Source organism: Xanthomonas vasicola pv. musacearum NCPPB 4379, assembly GCF_000277895.2.
Taxonomy (GTDB): domain Bacteria; phylum Pseudomonadota; class Gammaproteobacteria; order Xanthomonadales; family Xanthomonadaceae; genus Xanthomonas; species Xanthomonas vasicola.
Genome location: NZ_CP034655.1, coordinates 3163964 through 3186063, shown reverse-complemented (window position 1 = coordinate 3186063; position 22100 = coordinate 3163964). Strand labels below are relative to the sequence as shown.

The 22100-nt window shown below is 64.0% G+C and carries 18 protein-coding genes, 1 other RNA gene and 2 pseudogenes; 5 read left to right on the top strand and 16 right to left on the bottom strand.

Annotated features, from left to right (window positions below):
* The first annotated feature begins 119 nt into the window (after positions 1–119).
* Together KWO_RS14820 and KWO_RS14815 are read left to right on the top strand one after the other, a co-directional pair.
* Positions 120–482 carry a PadR family transcriptional regulator gene (locus KWO_RS14820; protein WP_026113259.1) on the top strand — a complete coding sequence of 121 codons (363 nt, stop codon included), beginning with the start codon at positions 120–122 and terminating at the stop codon, positions 480–482.
* The gene (locus tag KWO_RS14815; protein WP_010380406.1) at positions 479–1396 is read left to right on the top strand and encodes a sensor domain-containing protein; all 918 of its coding nucleotides are present in this window, start codon (positions 479–481) and stop codon (positions 1394–1396) included. The genes KWO_RS14820 and KWO_RS14815 overlap by 4 nt, the downstream gene beginning before the upstream one ends.
* Before the next feature lie 135 nt (positions 1397–1531).
* Here KWO_RS14815 and KWO_RS14810 read toward each other — a convergent pair whose 3' ends face one another.
* Positions 1532–2875 (bottom strand): polyhydroxyalkanoate depolymerase, encoded by a 1344-nt coding sequence (locus KWO_RS14810; protein WP_017112999.1) that lies wholly within the window; start codon positions 2873–2875, stop codon positions 1532–1534.
* A 144-nt stretch (positions 2876–3019) separates the two neighbouring features.
* Positions 3020–3622: a methyltransferase gene (locus KWO_RS14805; RefSeq protein ID WP_026112296.1), complete on the bottom strand. Its 603-nt coding sequence runs from the start codon at positions 3620–3622 to the stop codon at positions 3020–3022.
* Between the two features lie 74 nt (positions 3623–3696).
* Here KWO_RS14805 and KWO_RS14800 point away from each other — a divergent pair, with 74 nt between their 5' ends.
* On the top strand, positions 3697–4143 hold the full coding sequence (locus KWO_RS14800; RefSeq protein ID WP_010366134.1) for a HemJ family protein: 447 nt from the start codon (positions 3697–3699) through the stop codon (positions 4141–4143).
* Positions 4144–4391: 248 nt separating this feature from the next.
* On the opposite strand, the gene KWO_RS14795 is transcribed toward KWO_RS14800, so the two are convergent.
* The 4 genes and pseudogenes from KWO_RS14795 to dnaE all read right to left on the bottom strand — a co-directional run bounded on the left by KWO_RS14795 (position 4392) and on the right by dnaE (position 10138).
* Complete coding sequence (locus KWO_RS14795; RefSeq protein ID WP_010366136.1) at positions 4392–4826, bottom strand: DUF2628 domain-containing protein; 435 nt, start codon at positions 4824–4826, stop codon at positions 4392–4394.
* Between the two features lie 36 nt (positions 4827–4862).
* Positions 4863–5364, bottom strand: a pseudogene (locus KWO_RS23075) (hypothetical protein).
* A gap of 67 nt (positions 5365–5431) precedes the next feature.
* Complete coding sequence (locus KWO_RS14785) at positions 5432–6391, bottom strand: acetyl-CoA carboxylase carboxyltransferase subunit alpha (RefSeq protein WP_010380400.1); 960 nt, start codon at positions 6389–6391, stop codon at positions 5432–5434.
* Positions 6392–6550: 159 nt separating this feature from the next.
* Positions 6551–10138, bottom strand: coding sequence for a DNA polymerase III subunit alpha (gene dnaE, locus KWO_RS14780; protein WP_010380398.1), 3588 nt, complete (start codon positions 10136–10138; stop codon positions 6551–6553).
* Positions 10139–10314: 176 nt separating this feature from the next.
* Here dnaE and KWO_RS14775 point away from each other — a divergent pair.
* Positions 10315–10390, top strand: a non-coding RNA gene (locus KWO_RS14775) — sX9 sRNA.
* A 379-nt stretch (positions 10391–10769) separates the two neighbouring features.
* On the opposite strand, the gene KWO_RS14770 is transcribed toward KWO_RS14775, so the two are convergent.
* Genes KWO_RS14770 through lpxD form a run of 5 tightly spaced genes read right to left on the bottom strand, consistent with a single transcriptional unit; the run spans position 10770 to position 15096 of the window.
* A complete protein-coding gene (locus KWO_RS14770) occupies positions 10770–11498 on the bottom strand; it encodes a ribonuclease HII (RefSeq protein ID WP_010380396.1) in 729 nt (242 codons plus the stop codon).
* Positions 11495–12814 carry a lipid-A-disaccharide synthase gene (lpxB, locus tag KWO_RS14765; protein WP_050560779.1) on the bottom strand — a complete coding sequence of 440 codons (1320 nt, stop codon included), beginning with the start codon at positions 12812–12814 and terminating at the stop codon, positions 11495–11497. The genes KWO_RS14770 and lpxB overlap by 4 nt, the downstream gene beginning before the upstream one ends.
* A complete protein-coding gene (gene lpxA / locus KWO_RS14760) occupies positions 12811–13602 on the bottom strand; it encodes an acyl-ACP--UDP-N-acetylglucosamine O-acyltransferase (RefSeq protein WP_010380392.1) in 792 nt (263 codons plus the stop codon). The genes lpxB and lpxA overlap by 4 nt, the downstream gene beginning before the upstream one ends.
* A gap of 25 nt (positions 13603–13627) precedes the next feature.
* The gene (gene fabZ / locus KWO_RS14755; RefSeq protein WP_010380391.1) at positions 13628–14086 is read right to left on the bottom strand and encodes a 3-hydroxyacyl-ACP dehydratase FabZ; all 459 of its coding nucleotides are present in this window, start codon (positions 14084–14086) and stop codon (positions 13628–13630) included.
* Positions 14083–15096, bottom strand: a complete 1014-nt coding sequence (lpxD, locus tag KWO_RS14750) for a UDP-3-O-(3-hydroxymyristoyl)glucosamine N-acyltransferase (protein ID WP_010380389.1) — start codon at positions 15094–15096, stop codon at positions 14083–14085. Before lpxD ends, fabZ begins: the two co-directional genes overlap by 4 nt.
* Positions 15097–15225: 129 nt before the next feature.
* Between lpxD and KWO_RS23400 the strand changes: the two are divergent.
* Positions 15226–15417: pseudogene (locus tag KWO_RS23400) on the top strand (hypothetical protein).
* 77 nt (positions 15418–15494) lie between these two features.
* On the opposite strand, the gene bamA reads toward KWO_RS23400, so the two are convergent.
* From bamA to uppS, 5 genes are all read right to left on the bottom strand, one after another.
* Positions 15495–17861, bottom strand: coding sequence for an outer membrane protein assembly factor BamA (gene bamA, locus KWO_RS14740; protein ID WP_010380387.1), 2367 nt, complete (start codon positions 17859–17861; stop codon positions 15495–15497).
* Between the two features lie 83 nt (positions 17862–17944).
* On the bottom strand, positions 17945–19291 hold the full coding sequence (gene rseP / locus KWO_RS14735; RefSeq protein WP_010380385.1) for an RIP metalloprotease RseP: 1347 nt from the start codon (positions 19289–19291) through the stop codon (positions 17945–17947).
* Between the two features lie 26 nt (positions 19292–19317).
* Complete coding sequence (locus KWO_RS14730; RefSeq protein ID WP_010366159.1) at positions 19318–20508, bottom strand: 1-deoxy-D-xylulose-5-phosphate reductoisomerase; 1191 nt, start codon at positions 20506–20508, stop codon at positions 19318–19320.
* 2 nt (positions 20509–20510) lie between these two features.
* The gene (locus tag KWO_RS14725; RefSeq protein ID WP_010366162.1) at positions 20511–21338 is read right to left on the bottom strand and encodes a phosphatidate cytidylyltransferase; all 828 of its coding nucleotides are present in this window, start codon (positions 21336–21338) and stop codon (positions 20511–20513) included.
* Positions 21335–22096, bottom strand: coding sequence for a polyprenyl diphosphate synthase (gene uppS / locus KWO_RS14720; protein WP_017113243.1), 762 nt, complete (start codon positions 22094–22096; stop codon positions 21335–21337). The genes KWO_RS14725 and uppS overlap by 4 nt, the downstream gene beginning before the upstream one ends.
* Positions 22097–22100: the final 4 nt, after the last annotated feature.

The following is a 22100-nucleotide window of genomic DNA, read 5'->3' as shown; positions in this document are numbered from 1 at the left end:
TTGTCTTTTGTTTTGGCGAATCCCTAATGCCGAATCCCCAATTCCCGCCCATGACGACCGGCACGTTCGCTATAGCTAGGTTCTACATGGCATCACCTTCGACCTAGCAGAGATGGCCGATAAGCGAGCCGGATATCTACCTACGCAAATTTCAGAAGGAGCTGAGTGCGGGCACGGTGTCGCTGGCCTTGCTGGCCGTCCTGGCCCAGGCCGATGCGCCGCTGTATGGCTATCTCATCGCCAAACGTCTCGAGCGTCTGGAAGGCGTGCTCAGCGGCAAGCAGAGCGCCTTGTATCCGGTGCTGCGAAATCTGGAAGGGGCCGGGTTGCTGCAAAGCCATATCGAGCCATCGGCCTCCGGTCCGCCGCGGCGGTATTACCGCATTACCGACAGCGGGCGTGGCTGCCTGCGCGACTGGACCGCCGCCTGGCGTGCCACCCGAGATTCCGTTGATTCAGTGCTGGAGGTGACCCACGTATGAACACGATTGCACAGGCACATCCGCTGCCGGCCACCATTCCCGATTATCTGTTGCAGTTGCGCCAAGCGTTGTCCGGGGCCGACCCGGCGATGATTCAGGACGCGCTCTACGACGCCGAAGAATATCTGCGTGCCGAACTGGCAGAGCAGAACTGCAAGAGCGAAGCCGAGGTCATTGCAGGCGTCGCCAGCAGCTACGGCGCGCCAGAGGAAGTGGCCGAGATCTATCGCGAAACCGAAGTCACCGTGACCCGTGCGTTGCGCCCACCGGTGCCACCCAAGCGGGCATCGTGGATCGGCGCATTTTTCGGCGTGGCCGCCGACCCGCGCACCTACGGCGCATTGTTCTACATGCTGCTGTCGCTGCTCACCGGCGTGTTTTATTTCACCTGGGTCGTGACCGGCGCCAGCCTGTCGATCGGCTTGATGATCCTGATCATCGGGGTGCCGTTGCTGGTGCTGTTTTTCGGCTCGGTGCGTGTGCTTTCTCTGGTGGAAGGTCGCGTGGTCGAAACGCTGCTCGGTGTGCGCATGCCGCGTCGCCCGCCACATCCGGGTCTGCAAGGTGGTTGGTTGCAACGCATCGGTGCGATGTTCACCGACGTGCGCACCTGGAGCACGATGCTGTACTTCCTGTTGATGCTGCCGCTGGGCGTTATCTACTTCACCGTATTTTGCACGCTGCTGTCGCTGTCGTTGGGTCTGGCCGCGTCACCGCTGGCACGATTGTTCGACAACGCCGCAGTGCTGACCTGGGATGGCGTGGATATGGCCAGCGGCTGGCTGACGCTGCCGTTGTTCGCGGTGGGCGTGTTGTTGTTATTCGTCACGCTGCATGTGGCACGCGCCTTCGGCAAGCTGCATGGCATGTTCGCCAAGCAGCTGTTGGTCAGAAGTGGTGAGGCGGGTGCGTGATGCGCCTTGTCGAGATGTCGGCGTGCGCAGCGTCGATGCCGGCGCTTGCCGCAGCACATGACCTTGCCCGAGCGCTTGCACGTAGAGAACGATAAAAACATCCCCGGCCGTGCCGGGGATTTTTCATTGCGTCGGTCAGGCGCGTTTACTGCGCTTGCGGATCGGCGTCACGGTGGCCGGGTCGCGGCTGCCGACCGGGTCCGCATCGTAGCGGGCGATAAATTCGCGCACCTGCGGGTACACCACTTCCCGCCAGCGACGGCCGCTGAAAATGCCGTAGTGACCGGCACCTTCCACCACCAGATGGCGACGATGTGCAGCATCGATGCCGGTGCACAGATCGTGCACCGCCTCGGTCTGACCGAGGCCGGAGATATCGTCCAATTCGCCTTCGATGCTCAGCAACGCGGTCTTGCGGATCGCCGATGGCTTGACCAGTTGGCCATCCACTTTCCACTTGCCCTGCGGCAGCAAAAACTCCTGAAACACCACGCGAATCGTGTCCAGGTAATACTCGGCCGGCATGTCGAGCACGGCGTTGTATTCGTCGTAGAACTGCCGATGCGCCTGTGCATCCTGCAGGTCGCCCTTGACCAGATCAGTGTAGAAATCCCAGTGCGACATCACGTGCCGGTTGGGGTTCATCGACAGAAAGCCTGCGTGCTGCAGGAAGCCCGGATACACCTGGCGGCCATGGCCCGGATACGGGAACGGCACCGCGTGAATCAGGTTGTTCTGGAACCACTCGATGCCGTTTTCGGTCGCCAGGTTGTTGACCTGGGTGGGGCTGCGACGTGCGTCGATCGGCCCCCCCATCATCACCAGCGAACGTGGCGTGGGTTCGTCATTACTCGCCATCAGCGACACCGCCGCCAGCACGGGCACGGTGGACTGACACACGCTCACCACATGCAGAGGCTCGGCGCCGATATGGCGGATGAACTCCTGGATGTAGGTGATGTAGTCCTCGAGCCGGAACGCGCCCGCTTCCAGCGGCACCATGCGTGCATCCACCCAATCGGTCACGTAGACCTTGTGGTTGCGCAGCAGGGTGCGCACGGTGTCGCGCAACAGCGTGGCGTGGTGGCCTGATAACGGCGCAACCACCAGCACGGCGGGTTGCTCCTTCATCTTTCCGATCAGTTCGACGTGGTCGCTGAAACGCTTGAAGCGCAGCAGCCGGCAGAACGGCTTGCTCAGCACTTCGCGTTCGATGATCGGCAGCGAATGGCCATCGACCTCGACATCGTCGAGCGCCCAGGCGGGCTTTTCGTATTCCTTGCCCAGACGGTGGAACAACTCGTTGCTGGCGGCCATGCGCTCGGCGCCCGGGAGCGAAGCCCACAGACTGTCCGGGTCGGAAAACATCTTGGAGTTGGCCTGGGCCTGATGCACCCAGGGGGCTAGCAGATTGCGAGTCAGCTCATGCAGTTGATAAAGCATTCCACCCATCCGTGCGGTTTTGCTGCCGCGCAGCATACCGGTTTTGGCGCATTTGCACCTTAATGGGGCTGCGGACGGTTGAGGCCGTCATATGCAGTGTGGCAACAAACGCGCCGGCGTGAGATGGGTTGGCGGGGATCACGCCCCTGTTCCTGAATTATTGGGCTGTCCACACTCCGGTTAGCCACGTTCCAACGCAGACGTGGCTCCGGCCAACTGCGGCGATAACCAGCAATGCGACCCCAGCGCAGCAAAACCCACGCTGGCGAAGCGCTTGCGATACCAGCGCGCCGGTCGCGCCTGGAAGCCGTCGTGATCGCCTTCGAACGCATCTTCTTCGGCGAAGGCTTCCAGAAACGCCACCCCCGCGCACATCTCGGCCAATCCGGGCAGGCCCTGGTTGAATTCGCGGGTGGGCACGTAATGCAGTACGTCCGAGCAGATCAGCAAGTCCACCGGCGCGCACGGGCGCAGCCAGGCGAAATCGCCAAAGCGGGCGGGGTGGATCTGGCGGCTGCGGCCATAGCGCTGCACCGCATAGGCGCTGCTGTCGAAGCCTAGGTAGCTCAGCTTCGGTCGTAACGCCAACAACGGCGCACGCCATGCCGCCTCGCCGCAACCGACGTCGAGCACGCTGCGGATCGGCCGTTCCAGGTAGTACTCGGCCTGGGCAACGGCCAGTGCGACCTTGCGTCGCAGGCGCGCGGGGTCGGCCAGGCCCGCATCGCGATACCAGCGGCGGAAATAGTGGGCGTCGTACTGTTTGGAGTCGGAGTACTGCATGGACATCAGCTGCTTTCGCGTGCGCGGATAGGTGAAAATGCGGGTAATCCTACGCGAGCCAGTGGAGCCAGCGCATGACCCTGTATTTGTGGATCAAGACCTTCCATCTGTTGTTCGTGATCGCCTGGATGGCCGCGGTGTTCTATCTGCCGCGCATTCTGGTCAACATTGCCGAAGCCGGGAACGACACCGCGGTACGCGCACGCTTGGTGTTGATGGGGCGGCGGCTGTACAAATTCGGCCACAGCATGCTTGGCCTGGCGCTGCTGCTGGGCGCGGTGTTGTGGCAGGGCTACCGGGTGATCCCGGATTTCCCGACGATGGTGACGGGCGGCTGGCTGCACGCCAAGCTGTTTGCCGTGGCATTGATCCTTGCCCACTACATCGTGTCCGGCCGCTGGGTCAAAGGCGCCGAACAGGGGCGTGCAGTGCCCAGTGGGCGGGCGTTGCGCTGGTTCAACGAAGCACCGGTGTTCCTGCTGGTCGGCGTGATCTGGCTGGTGCTGGCCAAGCCGTTCTGAGCGTATTTCGCACTGCGCCGAAAACGCGCCTGCGCGGTTCGGTGTCGCAGGCGAGCGATGCTGCCTCTGCTGACGGGTCTGCGTGCAGATCTTCTGTTGTGAAGCATCACGCTGCTGTCGGTCGGCGGGCAGCGACTTATCAGGCAGATCGATCTGCGTAAGCGATGCAGCTACTGTCGATGATGCTGGGTAACGCTTGAGTCAGACTGCGCCGCAGAGCGGCGTCGGTTTGACTGCAGTGTGAAACATCAGACCCACGGCGCCTGGCCTTGCACAACGTTGGCGTAATAGCTCACGTTAGCTCGGACTGCGTAGATGGCGGCGAATCCGCAGCCTACTGCTCTCCCGGACCTACCGAGGCCGACGAGCTCCAAGAGGGTTGCCAAGGCAATCGCAAGCAGCACGTAAACAATGGCCTGACGCCACAGCCCCTTTGCCAGGAAATAGAACGGCCCCAGCAAGAAGGCAAGCCAGTTGAAGTTGATTCCTCTCCGTTCGGCAATCGGCAGGGAGCGAAAATCTGGCAACCTTGGACCACCGGCCTTGGTGATCACCTTGAAACGCTTCTTCCATTTGTCCGAGACAGTCAGGCGATCAATGCGATCTTCCTGCATGGCGAGCGTCGCTGTTTCAGCAGTAAGTGGCATAGGGGTTTGTACGCCATCAGAGTTGTACGACTTCATTGCTTTACATCTCCAAGGTGATGTCTGACGCGCGCGTCAGGCGTGGTGAGGTGATGCGCTTGTCGGCTGTTGCTTGAGCAGCATTTCCAGATACGTTTTCTGGTGTCCGGCAAATCCCTTCCTGCCGTACAACGCGTAAATCTTGCCCAAGACAGCGCTGGCGCGTGCTTCATCTCCCAGCTGCAGCATCGCATCGCATTCGGTCATCAGGACAAGATGGTCGGTGTGGTCCGGGTCGTCCTACATCCGTGCCATCACCTCGATCCACCGCACAGGTTGTCTCTGTCGTGCAGGTCTGCGTAATCCTCTACGAAACTCGTAGACAGGCTTTGCGGGTAGTAATCCCCGTGCTGCTTGGGCTCGGGGATCAGCGCCCAGACCTATAATCCCAGGGCGAGCGATTCCGCCAGGGTGCCGCGGCGAAAAATCTGCGCGGATTGCTCCAGCAAGTGATCGATCTCGGCTCTGAGACCCGCCTCGATTTGCGGCTTTCTCTGCATGGTGTGGCCGCCCTGATCAGATTGCCGAGCGATTCAATGCATGCCGCGCGTGTGGCGTCCTTTCCATGGCCGCGCACTCGGCGCGGCCGTCATCATGCACGTAGATCATTGCCCTTCGTAGGCACCGTAGCTGCGCAGGCGCTCGTAACGCTGCTGCAGCAACGCATCCACCGGAATCTTTTCCAGTGCGTCCAGCTCATTGAGCAGCACGGCTTTCAGGCGCTTGCCCATCTGTTCCGGATTGCGGTGCGCACCACCGGTGGGTTCGCGAATGACCTTGTCGACCAGGCCCAGGCCCTTCAGGCGCTTGGCGGTGAGGCCGAGCTGTTCGGCGGCGTCCTTGGCCTTGGCCGGGTCCTTCCACAGGATCGAGGCGCAGCCTTCCGGCGAAATGACCGAATAGGTGCCGTATTCCAGCATCAGGGTGCGGTCGCCCACGCCGATTGCCAGTGCGCCACCGGAGCCGCCTTCGCCGATCACGGTGCAGATCACCGGAATTTTCAGCTCGGCCATTTCCAGCAGGTTGCGCGCGATGGCCTCGGACTGGCCACGCTCCTCGGCACCGATGCCCGGGTAGGCGCCAGGGGTGTCGATAAAGGTCAGCAGCGGCAGCCGGAAACGCTCGGCCAGCTTCATCAGGCGCAGCGCCTTGCGGTAGCCCTCCGGACGCGGCATGCCGAAGTTGCGCGCCACCTTGGTCTTGGTGTCACGGCCCTTCTGGTGCCCGATGATCACCACCGGACGGCCGTCGATACGGCCCAGGCCACCCACGATCGCTTTGTCGTCGGCATAGGCGCGGTCGCCGGCCAGCTCCTGGAATTCGTCGCAGATGGTGTTGATGTAATCCAGCGTGTACGGGCGCTGCGGATGGCGCGCCAGCTGCGACACCTGCCAGGACGACAGGTCGCGGAAGATCTGCGCAGTGCGCACGCGCAGCTTGTCGCGCAGCGCACGCACCTCGGTCTCCACGTTGACCGCAGGCCCGGTACTGGCCTTGCGCAGTTCCTGGATCTTTGCTTCCAGATCGGCGATGGGTTGCTCGAAGTCGAGGTAGTTAGGATTCATGCAATGGCGTCGTCAACGTAAGGCGGGGAGTGTAGCCGAATGCGCCCGCTCGACCCGTACGGTGGGGTTAGGAGTGGAATCGGGAATGGAGAATCGGGAATCAGAGCAAGGTATTCGGCCGCCCCGCTGTTGCGATTCCCTATTCCCGACTCCCGATTCTCACGCCCACGGCGGGTTGTACTTGATCTTCAAGGTCCGCACCGCCGGGTCGGCGCGCAGGCTGTCCATCAGCTGCTGGTCGATGCGTACCGAGTGGCTGCCGTTGAGGTCGAGCATGCCGGCCACGCCGCCGCTTTGCGCGCGTAGCAGCAAGTCTAGGCGCAAGGGGGTCTTGCCGGGGCGGTGCTTGGCCAGTAGCGCGTCGATGCGCTTGAAGGCCTGTTTTTCGCGCAGGTCCAGACGCAGCGACAGGCGCTGTGCGTGGTCGGCGCAGATCTGCTCGTAGTCCCAGCACTGGCGGATGCGCAGGCTGTAGCCGCCGTTGAATTCGTCCTCGCGCAGGCCGCCCTTGACGATCAGGATGCGGTCGCGTGTGAGCAGATGGCCGAACTCGGCCATCGCATCGGAGAACGCGCTGCATTCGACCCGGCCGCGGCCGTCTTCGAGTTGCACGAACACCTGGCTGTCGCCCTTGCGGCGCACGCCGATCACCTGGCCGGCAAGAATGGCGCTGACTTCCGGGCGCCAGGCGCGTTTTTCGCCATCGCCGCCGCCACCGCCGCCGCGTTGTTGCGACGCGAGGATCTTTTCCAACGCGCCCAGGTCGCAGCCGACCAGTTCACGCACTTCTTCGCGGTGCGGGTCGAACGGATGGCCGCTGAGGTAGAAGCCCAGCGTTTCGCGCTCGCCGGTGAGCAGCTGGCCCAGCGGCCATTCCTTGCTTTCGGGCAGGTCCAGGCGCATCGCCGGCGCGCTCGGGTCCGGCCCGCCGAACAGCGAGTTCTGGCCCGAGGCACGTTCGCGTGCCATCTGCTCGGTGGCCTTCATCACTTCGGGCAACTGCAGGATCAGCGAGGCGCGGTTCTTTCCCAAGCCATCCATCGCGCCGGCATTGATCATTGCTTCCAGCGTGCGCCGGTTGAGCTTTGCGGTGCCCACGCGCGTGCAGAAATCCAGCAGCGTGGTGTAGGGGCCGCCGCGCTGGCGTTCTTCGACGATCGCCTCGCAGGCGCCCAGGCCGACGCCCTTGATCGCGCCCAGGCCGTATTGAATGGTGTCCGGGCTGGCCGCCTCGAACATGTACGCCGACTCGTTGACGCGCGGCGGTTTGACGGTGAGGCCGAGGTTGCGCACCTCATCGAGAAAGCCGACCACCTTGTCGGTGTTGTCCATGTCCGAAGACAGCGTCGCGGCCATGAATTCGGCCGGGTAATGCCGTTTCAGCCACGCGGTCTGGTAGCTGACCAATGCGTAGGCGGCCGCATGCGACTTGTTGAAACCGTAGCCGGCGAACTTCTCCATCAGGTCGAAGATTTCGTCGGCCTTGGCTGCGCTGACGCCGCCCTTGGCCGCACCTTCGCGGAAGATTTCGCGGTGCTTGGCCATTTCGGCCGGCACCTTCTTGCCCATCGCGCGACGCAGCAGGTCGGCGCCGCCCAGCGAATAATCGCCGACGATCTGCGCCATCTGCATCACCTGCTCCTGATACACCATGATGCCGTAGGTGTCTTTCAGGATGGCTTCGGTGCGCGGATCGGGGTAGACGATCTCCTGCTGGCCGTGCTTACGCGCGTTGAAGTCCGGGATCAGATCCATCGGGCCCGGGCGGTACAGCGACACCAGCGCAATCAGGTCTTCGAAGCGGTCCGGGCGCGCGTCCTTGAGCAGGCGGCGCATGCCCGAGGATTCGAACTGGAACACCGCACCGGTGCTGCCCGAGGCGAACACGCCCTTGTAGGTGGGCACATCGTCGAGCGGAATGGTGGTGATGTCGACCGGGTCGATGCCGGCGCGCGCGTGGCGCACGTTGATCGCCTTGACCGCCCAATCGATGATGGTGAGCGTGCGCAGGCCGAGGAAGTCGAACTTCACCAGGCCCACCGCTTCGACGTCGTCCTTGTCGAACTGGGTCACCGGATTCTTGCCGCGGCCGTCTTCGTCGTGTTCGGCGAACAGCGGGCAGAACTCGCTCAGCGGCTCGGGCGCGATCACCACGCCGCCGGCGTGCTTGCCTGCGTTGCGGGTGAGGTCTTCCAGCTGGCGCGCCAGATCCATCAGGTCGCGCACGTCGTCTTCGACCTGGTAGCGCTGGATCAGATCCGGCGAGGCCATCTCCGAATCCTTGCCTTCGCCCATCGCATCCTTGAGCGTGATGCCCAGGATGTTGGGGATCAGCTTTGCCACGCTGTCGACCAGACCGTAGGTGAAGCCGAGCACGCGCCCGGCATCGCGCACCACCGCCTTGGCGGCCATGGTGCCGTAGGTGATGATCTGGCTGACGCGCTCGCGGCCGTACTTGCGCGCCACGTAGTCGATGACTTCGTCGCGGCGGTCCATGCAGAAGTCGATGTCGAAGTCGGGCATCGACACGCGCTCGGGGTTCAAGAAGCGCTCGAACAGCAGGTTGTACGGCAGCGGGTCCAGATCGGTGATCTGCAGCGCCCAGGCCACCAGCGAACCGGCACCGGAACCGCGGCCCGGGCCGATTGGAATGCTCTGGTTTTTGCCCCACTGGATGAAGTCGGCCACGATCAGGAAGTAGCCGGGGAAGCCCATCTTGATGATGGTGTCCAGCTCGAACTCGAGCCGGTCCACGTAGTCCTGGCGCGTCTTGCCGGGCGCGAGCGGGCTTTTTTCCAGACGTGCGGCCAGACCGTCGCGCGACTGGCTGCGGATCCAGCTGTCCAGCGTCTCGTCTTCCGGCACCGGGTAGGCGGGCAGGAAGTAGGTGCCCAGGCGCATTTCGATGTTGCAACGTTGCGCCAGCGCGTGGGTGTTGTCGATCGCGTCGGGGATGTCGGCGAACAGCGCCGCCATCTCCTCACTGGACTTCATGTATTGCTGGTCGCTGTAGTCGCGCGGCCGCTTGGGGTCGTCGAGCACGCGGCCCGAGGAAATGCATACGCGCGCTTCGTGCGCATTGAAGTCGCTGGCATACAAAAAGCGCACATCGTTGCTGGCCACGACCGGCAGCCCACGCACGCCGGCTGCGTTGAGCGCGAACTGGTTGAAGCGTTCTTCGCCATCGCGGCCGGTACGGGTGAGTTCCAGATGCAGGCCATCGCCGAACACGCGTTGCCAGTCGGCCAGTTGCTGCTCGGCCAGGTCGGCGCGGCCCTCGCCGAACAACCGCCCGGCCAGACTGTCGCGGCCAGCCAGCGCAAACAGGTTGGCATGGCCGGCTTGCAGCCATTCCGGATGGATCGCCACGCCACCTTCGGGGCGGTGGCCTTCCATCCAGGCGCGCGTGAGCAGCCGCGACAGGCTCAAGTAGCCCTCGCGGTCGCGGCACAGCAGGGTCATGCGCCAGGGCGTCATGTCCGGCGTGGCGATCATCACATCGGCACCAGCAATCGGCTTGATGCCAACGCCTTCGGCGGCCTTGTAGAACTTGACCAGCGCGAACAGGTTGTTGAGGTCGGTGACTGCCAGCGCGGGCATGTCGAGCTCGACTGCGCGGCTCAGCAGATTGGCCTGCTTGGCCTTTTTCGGGTCAGCCTGATCCGGTTTCTCGGGCACACGGATGGTGGAATCCGCCAGCGAGAACTCGGTGTGGACGTGCAGATGGACGAAGCGGGAAGTGGACATGCGAGACCGGAATAATGCGCGGTCAGGGTACCGGCGGGGGCGGAGACGAACAAGGCTTGACAGCTGGGGCGGCGGGGTTGGGGTGACACCTCGGAGCCGAGCGCGTGGTGCCTAAGAGCAGCTAACAAAACGACTGCGCAGCCGCCAGGCGGGCGCGGCCGGTGCTCGGAATCGGCATGTACCGCTCGTACACTGCGGTTCTGAGCGCGCCGTCCGTGCCCACCTGACAGCTGCTCGCTACCTTTGTTAGCCGCTCCAAATGTTGGTGAATCGCTTGGCGTCCGGGGCGCTGGGGCGCTATGGACCTGCGTCTGGAAGTGATGGGATTGCCGGGCCGGTGCGGGTGGAACGATCCGTGCCTGAACGGACTCGCGCATCCTGCAACTCGCGACCGTGACCGGGTTCTGATACGCGCAGGCAGGCCGAGGTGGCGATCTATTTCTTCAACGGCCTTGGCCGGTTGCACGGCTTGCAGCTCTCCTGATCTCCTGATCCCGACAAGCAGGCAGGACGGTTGGTTGCGGACCATCGCACCTTCGACAGCGGCGGCAGTCAGTTCCTGCCTCAGCTGTTTTGGCCTCGGAAGCATCGGAAGCAGCCAGGCGAGTCGAGTACGGACTGCTGGGCCTCGTTAGAGAGATGTAACCAACTGCGCGACCTGCAACTGCTCCGGGTCATGGATCGCGGCTGATCCCTGTTCACGACCTTCCAACGCCAACCGCACCGGTGCAAAACTGCGTCGATGCTGCGGACATGGCCCGTGGGTCTTCAATGCAGCCAGGTGCACCGGCGTGCTGTAGCCCTTGTGCTGGTCGAAGCGATACTCTGGGTGCTGCGTATGTAGTTCGTGCATCAGCCGGTCGCGGGTGACCTTGGCCACGATCGAGGCGGCCATGATGGCGCGGTCCAGCGCATCGCCACCGATCAGCGCTTCAGCCGGGCAGGGCAGCCCCTTGGGCACACGGTTGCCATCGATACGCGCAAACCCGGCCACATGCGCCACACCTTCCACCGCGCGCCGCATGCCGAGCATGGTCGCCTGGTAGATATTGATGCGGTCGATTTCCTCGCTGTCGATCAACACCACCGACCACGCCAGCGCCCGATCGACGATGCGCGCATACAACTGCTCGCGCCGTTCGGCGGTGAGCTGCTTGGAATCGTCCAGCCCGTTGATGCGCGGCTTGCTGGGGTCGAAGACCACTGCGGCAACAGCGACCGGGCCAGCGAGCGGACCGCGGCCGGCTTCGTCGACGCCGGCGACCAAACGGGAATCGGGAGTCGGGAACGGGGAATCGTGGAAAAGCGCGTTTTGCTTCGCCGGAAAGACAATGTCACCGTTGGACGCAGAGCGCTTCACGGCCCAGCTCCTACCGATTCCCCATTCCCGATTCCCGATTCCTGCTGCGTCAGCAGCTCAGCCACTGCATCGGCTGCGCGTGCGGAGGCATTGCGACGCAGTTCGGCGTGCAGTGCCAGGTAACACGGTTGCAGCGCGGCAACCTTATCGGGGTGCTTGAACCAGTCCAGCAGCGCCACGCACAGTCGCTCGGGCGTGCAGTCGTCCTGCATCAGCTCGGGGGCAAGGTCGTCGTTGGCCAGGATGTTGGGCAGGGCGTAGCGGTTGACCTTGAGCAGCCCCAGCAGCTTGACGATGCGGTAGGTGAGCGGGGCGACCTTGTAGCCGACCACCATCGGGCGCTTGACCAACATCGCTTCCAGCGTGGCGGTGCCGGAGGCCAACAGCACCACGTCGGCGGCCAGCATCGCGGTGCGCGCCTGGCCGTCGAGTAGGTGCGAGCGCATCACTGGCAGCGACGAGCGCGAAAGCTGCTCTGCCAGCAATTGCTTGCAGCCCGCGTTGGCCGCCGGCACCAAGACGTGCAGGTTTGGGATATGTTCGGACACCAGCCAGGCAGCCTGGAAAAACGCGTCGCCGAGCCGGCTGATTTCGCCATGCCGGCTGCCGGGTAGCACCGCCAGCACGGTGCTGGAGGCGGAAAGACCGAGTTTGGCGCGTGCAGCCTCACGGTCGGCCTGGTAGGCGATATCGTCGGCCATTGGATGGCCGACAAAGCGCGCGTCCACGCCGTGTTTGGCGTAAATCGGCGGCTCCATCGGGAACAGGCACAACACCAGATCGGCGCTGACGCCGATTTTTTCGGCACGCTTCTCGCGCCATGCCCACACCGAGGGGCTGACGTAGTGCACGGTCTTGATACCGCGCTGCTTGAGCCAGCGCTCCACCGGCAGATTGAAATCCGGCGCGTCGATGCCGATGAACACGTCCGGCTTCCATGCCAGCACGCGCTCGCGGAACGCGCTGCGCAGCTTGAGCAAGCGTGGCAAGTGCCGCAGCACTTCGGTCAGGCCCATCACCGCCAACTCGCTGGCATCGAACCAGGTCTGGCAACCGACCCCACGCATCGCATCGCCGCCGATGCCGACGAATTCGGCATTCGGATAGCGCAGCCGCAACTGCTCTATCAGCCCCGCGCCGAGGATGTCGCCAGAGGCCTCGCCGGCAATCAATGCGAAGCGGGGAGGGCGCGCATGCGCAACGGGAATGGGGAGTGGGGAATGGGGAATCGGCAGAGCCGTCGGGTCGCCGCCTGCAGGCGCGCGATCATGCACGCCTGTCTCGATGCCCGACTCCCGATTCCCGATTCCCGTCATCGCAATAACGGCCGTTCTGCTGCTTCGATGAACTCGAGCATTCCGCGCACATCGTCGCTGCTCTTGGCCTGTTCGGCCAGCTGCAGTTTTGCGTCGGCCAGCAGCAGGCCGGCGACATACAGCGTGCGGTAGGCGCGCTTGATCGCGCTGATGCGTTCGGCATCGAAACCACGACGCTTGAGTCCTTCGCTGTTGATGCCGCGGGGGCGACCCAGCGACTCGCTGCCTACCATGGTGAACGGCGGAACGTCGCCATTGGTCAACGCGCCCATGCCCAGGAAGGCGTGCGCGCCGATGCGGCAGAACTGATGCGCGCCGGCGAAGCCGCTGATGATCACGTAGTCGCCCACGGTGACGTGACCAGCCAGCGTGGTGTTGTTGGAAAACACGCAGTGGTTGCCCACATGGCAGTCGTGCGCTACGTGCGTGTAGGCCAGCATCCAATTGTCGTTGCCGACCGTGGTGATGCCGCCGCCGCCGCCGGTGCCGCGGTTGATGGTGACGAATTCGCGGATCACGTTGCCGTCGCCGATCACCAGTTCGGTGCGCTCGCCGGCGTACTTCTTGTCCTGCGGTTCACCGCCGATCGCGGCGTGACCGATGAAGCGGTTGTTGCGACCGATCCGGGTCGGGCCGTGGATCGAGCAATGCGGCCCCACCTCGGTGCCCGCCCCGATCTGCACATCGGCGCCGATCAGCGAGAAGGCGCCGACGCGCACGTCGTCGGCCAGCGTTGCCGATGGATCGATGACCGCCGTCGGATGAATCAAAGGTGTTGAATCACGCATCGTGTCTTACTCCGAAAGCGGGTGATTACCGAGCGCCGGCGCACATCACCTCGGCACTGGCCACCACCTCGCCATCGACCTTGGCTTCGCCGTAAAAGCATCCCACGTTGCGGATCAGGCGCTTCATCTGTACTTCCATGATCAACACGTCGCCCGGGACCACCTGCTTGTTGAAGCGGGCCTTATCGACCTTGACCATGTAGAACAGCTGCGACAAGGCATCGCGGCCCAGGCCGAGCTGGGTCATCAAGCCACCGACCTGCGCCAGCGCCTCGATGATCAGCACGCCAGGCATCACCGGGCGATTGGGGAAGTGGCCCTGGAAGAACGGCTCGTTGATGCTGACGTTCTTCTGCGCCACGATCCACTTGGTTTCAAGATCGAGTTCGATGATGCGGTCGACCAGCAGAAACGGGTAACGGTGCGGGAGCAGCGTCTGGATCTGATTGACGTCGATCGGCAGTTCGTAAGCGGGATGGCTCATTCTTTCTCCTTGCCAACAGCCAGGATGCGCCTAGCGAGCACATCGAGCTGTTTGAAGCGCGCGGCATTTTTGCGCCACGTGCGATTGTCGGTGAGAGGGGTGCCGGACGAATATTCGCCCGGCTCATGGATGGAATTACGCACGACAGACTTGCCGGTGATCACCACCTTGTCGCAGATCTCCAGGTGGCCGACCACGCCGACATGCCCGCCAAGCAGGCAGTAACGGCCGATCTTGGCGCTACCGGCGATGCCGGTGCAGCCGGCAATGGCACTGTGTGCGCCGATGCGGCAGTTGTGGGCGATCTGCACCAGGTTGTCCACGCGCACGTCTTCTTCCAGCACGGTGTCTTCCAGCGCGCCACGGTCGATGCAGGTGTTGGCGCCAATTTCGCAATCGTCGCCGATCACCACGCCGCCGAGCTGCGGCACCTTGATCCAGTGGCCGGCATCCATCGCCAAGCCAAAGCCGTCGGCGCCAATTACTGCGCCCGGGTGGATGCGCACGCGCTTGCCCAGCCGCACGCGGGTGACCATGGTGACGCGGGCGAGCAGCTCGCTGCCGTCGTCCACCACACAGTCTTCGCCGATGATGCTGCCGGTGCCGATCACGCAACCATCGCCGACGCGGCTACGCGCACCGATGCTGACGAACGGACCGACGTGCGCGCTGGCCGAGATCTGTGCAGTCGAATCGATCACCGCAGATGGATGAATGCCAGGCTCGCGTACCGGCGCGACATCGAACAGCGCGGCGATCTTGGCGAACGCGGTATACGGATCCTTGGCGACCAGCGCGGTGCCCTTGGCGGCGTCGGCATCGTCGGCACGCAACACCACGACAGCGGCGTGGGTATTAGCTAGTTGTGGGCGATAGCGCGGGTTGGACAAAAAACTCAGCTGCCCAGCGCCGGCATGGGCCAGGGTAGCGACGCCGTTGACTTCGGTGGTGCCGTCACCAACGACGGTCAACCCAAATTGTTCGGCAATCGCACTGGCGGTCAAGCGCATCAGGGTACACCTCGCGTAAACAGTAAGTAGCTGGCTTTACGGGACAAAAAACGCCGCCAAAGGTTGGCTAAACAGTCGAGCGTATCTCTTGCCGGGCCGCAACGACGCGGCTAACCCAGGAAGAAGCATATGAAAACCGTCCTCTCCATTTTTCGGTAGCGTGATCCTGCTAGGCGCGGTCACCAGTGCATCGGCAGATGACTTCGCCCAGCAACGCGCCGACGCGCAGAGCGTGTGGGACCAGCAGGTGCAATGCGTGGACTCGTCCGATTGGCTGCTACCGCCACCTGCCTGGGCAACGTCTGGAACACGTATTTCTAAGTCTGCTTCACACCAGGGTGTTCAACAAACAAAGGCGGCCCGAGCATCCGGGCCGCCATTGTGTCGCGTGCCGATCTTTAGAACTGGCCGCCGAAGGTGAACTGCAGACGCTCGATCTCGTCGTTGTCTTCCTTCTTCAGCGGGAACGCGTAGCTGATCGAAATGGGGCCGACCGGGGCGCGCCACAACAGCGCCACACCGGTGGAGGCGCGCAACTCGTTGGCCTTGAAATTGTCCACGCCGCTGTACACGTTACCGAAGTCGAAGAACGCGGAAATGCGCGCCGACGGGCTATCGAACAGCTTGGGGAAATACATTTCCACCGAGCCCACCGTCTTGAACGAACCACCCAGCGGCTGGCCGCGGCTGTAGTTAATGGTGCGCTCCGAGCGTGGGCCTAAGGTGTTGTCTTCGAAGCCGCGCACCGAGTTGGTACCGCCAGCGTAGAAGTTCTCATAGAACGGCAGGCCGCTGGCGGTGACGGTCCGGGTCGAGCCATCCGGGTTGGTGAACACGCGGGTGGTGTCGCTGCCATAGCTATCGCCATAGCCCAGCTCGAAGCGCGTGTTCAACACGAGCGCCGGGATGATCGGCCAGTAGTTGGAGATCTGGTAGTTGAGCTTGTAGTACTCGACCGTGGAGCCGGGTAGGGTAGTTTCCAGGCCAACACGCTGGTACATGCCGCGCGTCGGCATGAAGAAATCGTTGCGGGTATCGCGCGCCCAGCCGAGCTCAGTGCGCCAGGCATGGAAGGTACGCGAACCGACTGCATCGATGTAGTCGATGATCGACCGCGGGGTTTGGCCCTGGAACGTGTTGATCTGGTTGCTGTCGATGCCGACCATCGCCGAGACGGTATCGTTCTCGGTAATCGGCACGCCGAATACCACCTGTGCCGAACCGTTCTTGCTGTTGTACTGCGCGGTGTTGAAGTCCGAATAATCCAGCGACCGCCAGGACAGGTTGTAGCCCAGCGACACGCCGTCGTCGGTAAAGAACGGGTTGGTATAAGAGAACGCATAGCGCTGCTGATAGCTGCTGCGCGAGGCCTCCACCGCCACGCGGTTGCCGCCCCCCAGGAAGTTGTTTTGCGACAACTGCACCGAGGTGGTCACACCGAAGCTCTGCGAGTAACCCAGGCCGAACACGAAGCTGCCGGAGGTGGTCTCCTTGACGTTGTAGACCACATCGACCTGGTCGTTGCTGCCGGGCACCGCGGGCGTTTCCACGTCCACGCTTTCGAAGTAGCCCAGGCGCTGCAGACGGATCTTGGAACGGTCGATCGCCGCCTGCGAGTACCAGGTGTTTTCGAACTGGCGCATTTCGCGACGCAACACTTCGTCGGAGGTACGGCTGTTGCCCTTGTAGAGGATGCGGCGCACGGTCACGCGCGGGCCAGGCACCACCTGCAGGTTCACCGCCACGGTGCGGTCTTCGCGGTTCGGGGTCGGGAGCGGGTTGACCTTGGCGAAGGCATAACCGACGTTGCTCAACGTGTTGGTGATTGCATCGGAGCTGTACTCCAGCAACGCACGCGAGAAGATGTCGCCGGCCTTGGGGATCACCAAACGCTCGATGTCGGCCTGCGGCAGCACGGTGTCGCCGGTGACCTTGATCTCGGAAATCTTGTACTGCTCGCCTTCGGTGACGCCGGCGCTGATGAACATGTCGCGCTTGTCGGGACTGATCGAAACCTGGGTGGAGTCGATGCTGAAGTCCACATAGCCGCGGTCCAGGTACCAGGAGTTGAGCTTTTCCAGGTCGCCGGACATCTTTTCCTTGGAGTACTGGTCATCGCGGCGGTACCACGAAGCCCAGTTGTGCTCCTTGGATTCCCAGTTGTCCAGGATATCCTCGTTGGCGAACTTTTCCGTACCGACCAGGTTGACGTGGCGAATCTTGGCCGCCTTGCCTTCCTTGATCGCGATGGCTACATCGACGCGGTTGCGGTCCAGCGGGCTCACCGTCGGAGTGATCTCCACGTTGTACTTGCCGCGGTTGTTGTACTGGCGGGTCAGTTCCTGGGTGACGCGATCCAGGCTTAGACGGTCGAAGGTGCCGCCCTCGGTCAGGCCGATGTCGCCCAGGCCCTTGAGCAGTTCCTCGGACTTGATGTCCTTGTTGCCGGTTACGGTGAGCTTGTTGATCGCCGGGCGCTCCTTGACCGTGATCACCAGGATGTTGCCCTGGCGGTCCAGTTGCACGTCCTCGAAGAAGCCGGTGCGGTAGAGCGCACGGATCGAGTCGGCCACCTTGGCATCGTCCACGGTGTCGCCGCGGTTCACCGGCAGATAAGTGAACACGGTGCCGGAGGCAATGCGCTGCAGGCCGTCGACGCGGATGTCGCTGGCAACGAACGGCTCGGCGGCCAGGGCAACGGCCGGCAGGCTGAGGCCGGCGGCAAGAGCGAGAGCAAGCAGGCGGCGAGTGGGAAGACGCGTCATGTCACATCCGGTTGGAGTCGTATTCGGGTGTTGCTGGATGCCGGCGTATGACGACGACAACAGGCGGAAAGAGTGGAGCAGCTTCATCGTGGAACCAAGCCGAGGATGTCGTTGTAGAACGCCAGTCCCATCAACCCGGCCAGGACTGCCAGGCCGACGTATTGTCCGGCAATCATGGCCCGTTCGCTGATCGGGCTGCCCTTGATCAACTCGATAAGGTAATACAGCAGATGCCCCCCGTCCAAGATCGGGATGGGCATCAGGTTGATGATCGCCAGGCTGAGCGACAGCAATCCCAGAAAATACAGGAACCAGTCGAGCCCGCGTTCGGCCGAGGCATTGGCGGCGCGCGCAATGGTGACCGGGCCGGAAATGTTCTTGACCGAGGCCTGGCCGGTCAGCATGCGCTTCATCATGCCCAGCGAATCGGCCGTCATTCGGCCGGTTTCGCGGATCGCCGCCGGCACGGCGGCGAACAGCCCGTATTGCTGACGGGTGTCGTATTCCGGGGCCGCAGTGGCCGCAAACCCCACGCCCAGCATCCACTGGCCTTCGGGCGACTTGCGCGGCACGATTTCCAGCGCCAGCCGGTCCTCCTGACGTGCGACCTCGATCATGCCGGCGCCCCCGTGTGTGCCCAGCGCCTGGAGTTGGGCAGGCACGTCGCTGGCCGAGCGGATCGGCTGGCCGTCGATGGCCACAATGCGGTCACCGGGCTTGAGCAGGCCATCTGCCGCCGAGCCGGCGACCACCTTGTCCACGACCGGCGGCTGCAGCATGAACTGCCAGCCGATGCCGGCAAGCGCAGCCACGCGGCGCTCGTCGAAACCCACCGGCAGCTGCGACAGGCGCAGAGTGTGTTCGGCACTGCTTGCCGTGTCGGAAGCGGTCAGGACGCGGACATCGCGCTTGTCCATCGCCGCGGTGGTGAGCTGCATGCTGGCATCGCTCCAGCTGCTCACGCTGCGGCCGTCGATGCGCACGATGCGCTCGCCCGGCGTCAGCCCGGCTGCGGCGGCCAGACCATCGGCGCGGCCAACGGTCGCCGAATAATCCTGCTTGCCCACCACAAACATCGCCCACAGCATTGCCATGCACAGCAACAGGTTGGCGATGGGGCCGGCCGCAACGATGGCGATGCGCTGCCACACGGTCTTGTGATTGAAGGCCTGGTCCAGCTCGGCCGGATGCACGTCGCCTTCGCGCTCGTCGAGCATCTTGACGTAGCCACCCAGCGGAATCGCGGCAACCACGAACTCGGTGCCATGGCGGTCGCGGCGCATCCACAACGGTTTGCCGAAGCCCACCGAAAAACGCAGCACCTTGACCCTACAGCGTCGCGCGACCCAGAAGTGCCCGAATTCATGGAAAGTCACCAACACGCCCAGGCTGACGATCATCCACCAGACCGAACCGATGAAGTCACCCATGTGTGCAGCTCGCGGACGTGGATCGATCAGGCATGAAGGGCGTGGTGGGCGAGGGCGCGTTCAGTGATTTGCCGGGCTTGCGCATCGGCAAAAAGCAGGGTGTCGAGGGTGTCGGCATTGTGCCGCGGCAGCGTTGTCAGCGTGTGTTCGATCAACGCATGGATCGCTAGGAAACCCACCTGGCCCTGAAGAAACGCTGAAACCGCCACTTCGTTGGCCGCGTTCAGTATTGCCGGCGCGGTGCCGCCAGCGCGTAATGCGTCCCAGGCCAGGCGCAGGCACGGGAATGCGGCGGTGTCGGGCGCCTCGAAATCCAGTCGCCCCTGGGCCAGCAGGTCCAGCCCGCCGACCCCGGATTCGACCCGCTCCGGCCACGCAAGGCCTACCGCCAACGTGGTGCGCATGTCCGGCAGGCCAAGCTGGGCCAGGGTGGAGCCGTCGACGAATTCCACCAGCGAATGCACCAGGCTTTGCGGGTGCACCAGCACATCGATCTGCTCGCCAGGCAGGCCGAACAGGTGATGCGCCTCGATCACTTCCAGGCCCTTGTTCATCAGGGTGGCCGAATCCACCGAAATCTTCGGCCCCATCGACCACTTGGGATGCGCCACCGCCTGCGCAGGCGTGACCGCTGCCAGCGCGGCGCGGTCCCAGCCGCGGAACGGGCCGCCGGAGGCGGTCAGGATCACCCGCCGCACGCCGCGGCTGGCGTCGCAGGAGCGTAGGCACTGGAAGATGGCGCTGTGTTCGCTGTCGATCGGGATGATTTCAGCGCCGGCGGCGGCTGCGGTGCGGGTCAGCAGCTCGCCGGCCAGCACCAGCGATTCCTTGTTGGCCAGCAACAGGCGCTTGCCGGCGCGCGCTGCGGCCAGGGTAGACGGCAGCCCGGCCGCGCCAACAATCGCTGCCACCACGGTGTCGCAGGCGTCGCTGCCGGCCAGTGCGTCCAGCGCCTCGGCGCCGGCGTGCGCCTGCGTCGCCAGGCCAAGCGCGCGCAGGCCATCGCGCAGCGCCGGATACAGCGACGCCTCGGCGATCACCGCATGCGCCGGCCGGTGGGTGGCGCAAAGGGCCAGCAGGTCATCGACCTTGCTGCCGGCCGAGAGCACGCTGGCGCGCAGCCGCTCGGGGTGGCGCGCGATCACGTCCAGCGCCGATGCGCCGATCGAGCCGGTGGCGCCGAACACGGCGACCTGACGAAGAGAAGTGCCCGTCATGCCTAGAATCCGAGAATCTCCTTGCCGAGCGCGAACACCGGCAGGGCGGCGAGCACGCCGTCTATACGGTCCAACACGCCGCCGTGGCCCGGGATCAGGGTGCCCGAGTCCTTGGCGCCGGCGTGGCGCTTGAGCAGGCTCTCGAACAAGTCGCCGAGCACCGATGCCAGCACTGCCAGCGCGGAAACCAGCACCAGCTGCGGCACATGCGCCAGCGTCAGCCCGGCCAGCCAACCAAACGCGCAGGCCACCGCAACGCCGGCGAGCAGGCCGCCGAGCAGGCCTTCGATGGTCTTGTTGGGGCTGACCCGCGGCGCGAGCTTGCGCTTGCCGAACGCGCGGCCGGCGAAGTAGGCGCCGGAGTCGGCCGCCCACACCATGGTTAGCGACGTCAGCAGCCACAGGTTGCCCTTGTCCGGGCTGGCATGCAGTAGCACCAGCGCCGCCCATGCCGGCAGCACCGCCAAAGTGCCGGCGGCCAGCTTGAGCGCACGTGCCTGGCCGTTGCCATGATCGGCGCCGAAGGTGAAAAAGCGCAGCCACAGCAGCGCCAGCAACCACCACGCCACGCCCACGAGCGATGCAATCTGGAACAGCACCATGGAGCCGGCCGAGGCCCACACCATCAGCACCATCAGCAGCAGATTGAGCATCAGCAGCACGGTGCGCGGCAGGCTGTCGTCGATGCCGGAGAGCTTGAGCCACTCCCACAGGCCGGTCAGGAACAGGATCGCCGCCACCGCTGCCAGCCATTGGGTGGGCAGCAGCACGATCGCGCAAATCGCGAGCGGCGCCATGATCAGCGCGGCAATCACGCGGGTCTTGGTCATGCGGAGGACGTCTCCGTCGCCTTGTCGGCGATCTGTGCGCTGGTCAGGCCGAAGCGGCGTTCGCGCCCGGCATAGTCGTCCAGCGCTTGCTGCAGCACGCCGGCATCGAACTCCGGCCACAGGGTTTCGGTAAACCACAGCTCGGTGTAGGCCAGCTGCCACAACAGGAAATTGCTGATGCGGGTATCGCCACCGGTGCGGATGAATAGATCCGGCGCCGGCAGGTCTGCCAACGCGACCCGGCTGGACAGCAGCGCTTCGTCGATCTGCTCTGGCTGCAAGCGGCCGGCGGCCACGTCTTCGGCCAATGCGCGGGCAGCCGCGGCAATGTCCTGGCGGCCGCCGTAACTGGCCGCGATGCTCAGCACCAGCCGCGAATTGGCGGCGGTGCTGCGCTCGGCGCCAGCCATCCGGTCGCGCAAGGGTGCGGCGAAGCGGCTGCGGTCACCAATGAAGCGCACCTGCACGCCACGCCGCTGCAGTTCTTCAACCTCGCGGTCGAGCGCATGCAGAAACAGCTTCATCAGCGCATCGACCTCATCCTGCGGACGGCCCCAGTTTTCACTGGAGAACGCGAACAGGGTGAGCGCCGACACGCCTTTTTCCAGGCAGAAATCGATCGTGCGGTTGACTGCGCGCGCGCCGGCACGGTGGCCGATCACGCGCGGACGCCGCCGGCGCTGCGCCCAACGCCCGTTGCCATCCATGATGATGGCAATGTGGCGCGGTACGTCTGCGGCAGAAGGGACTGGAGGCATGGCA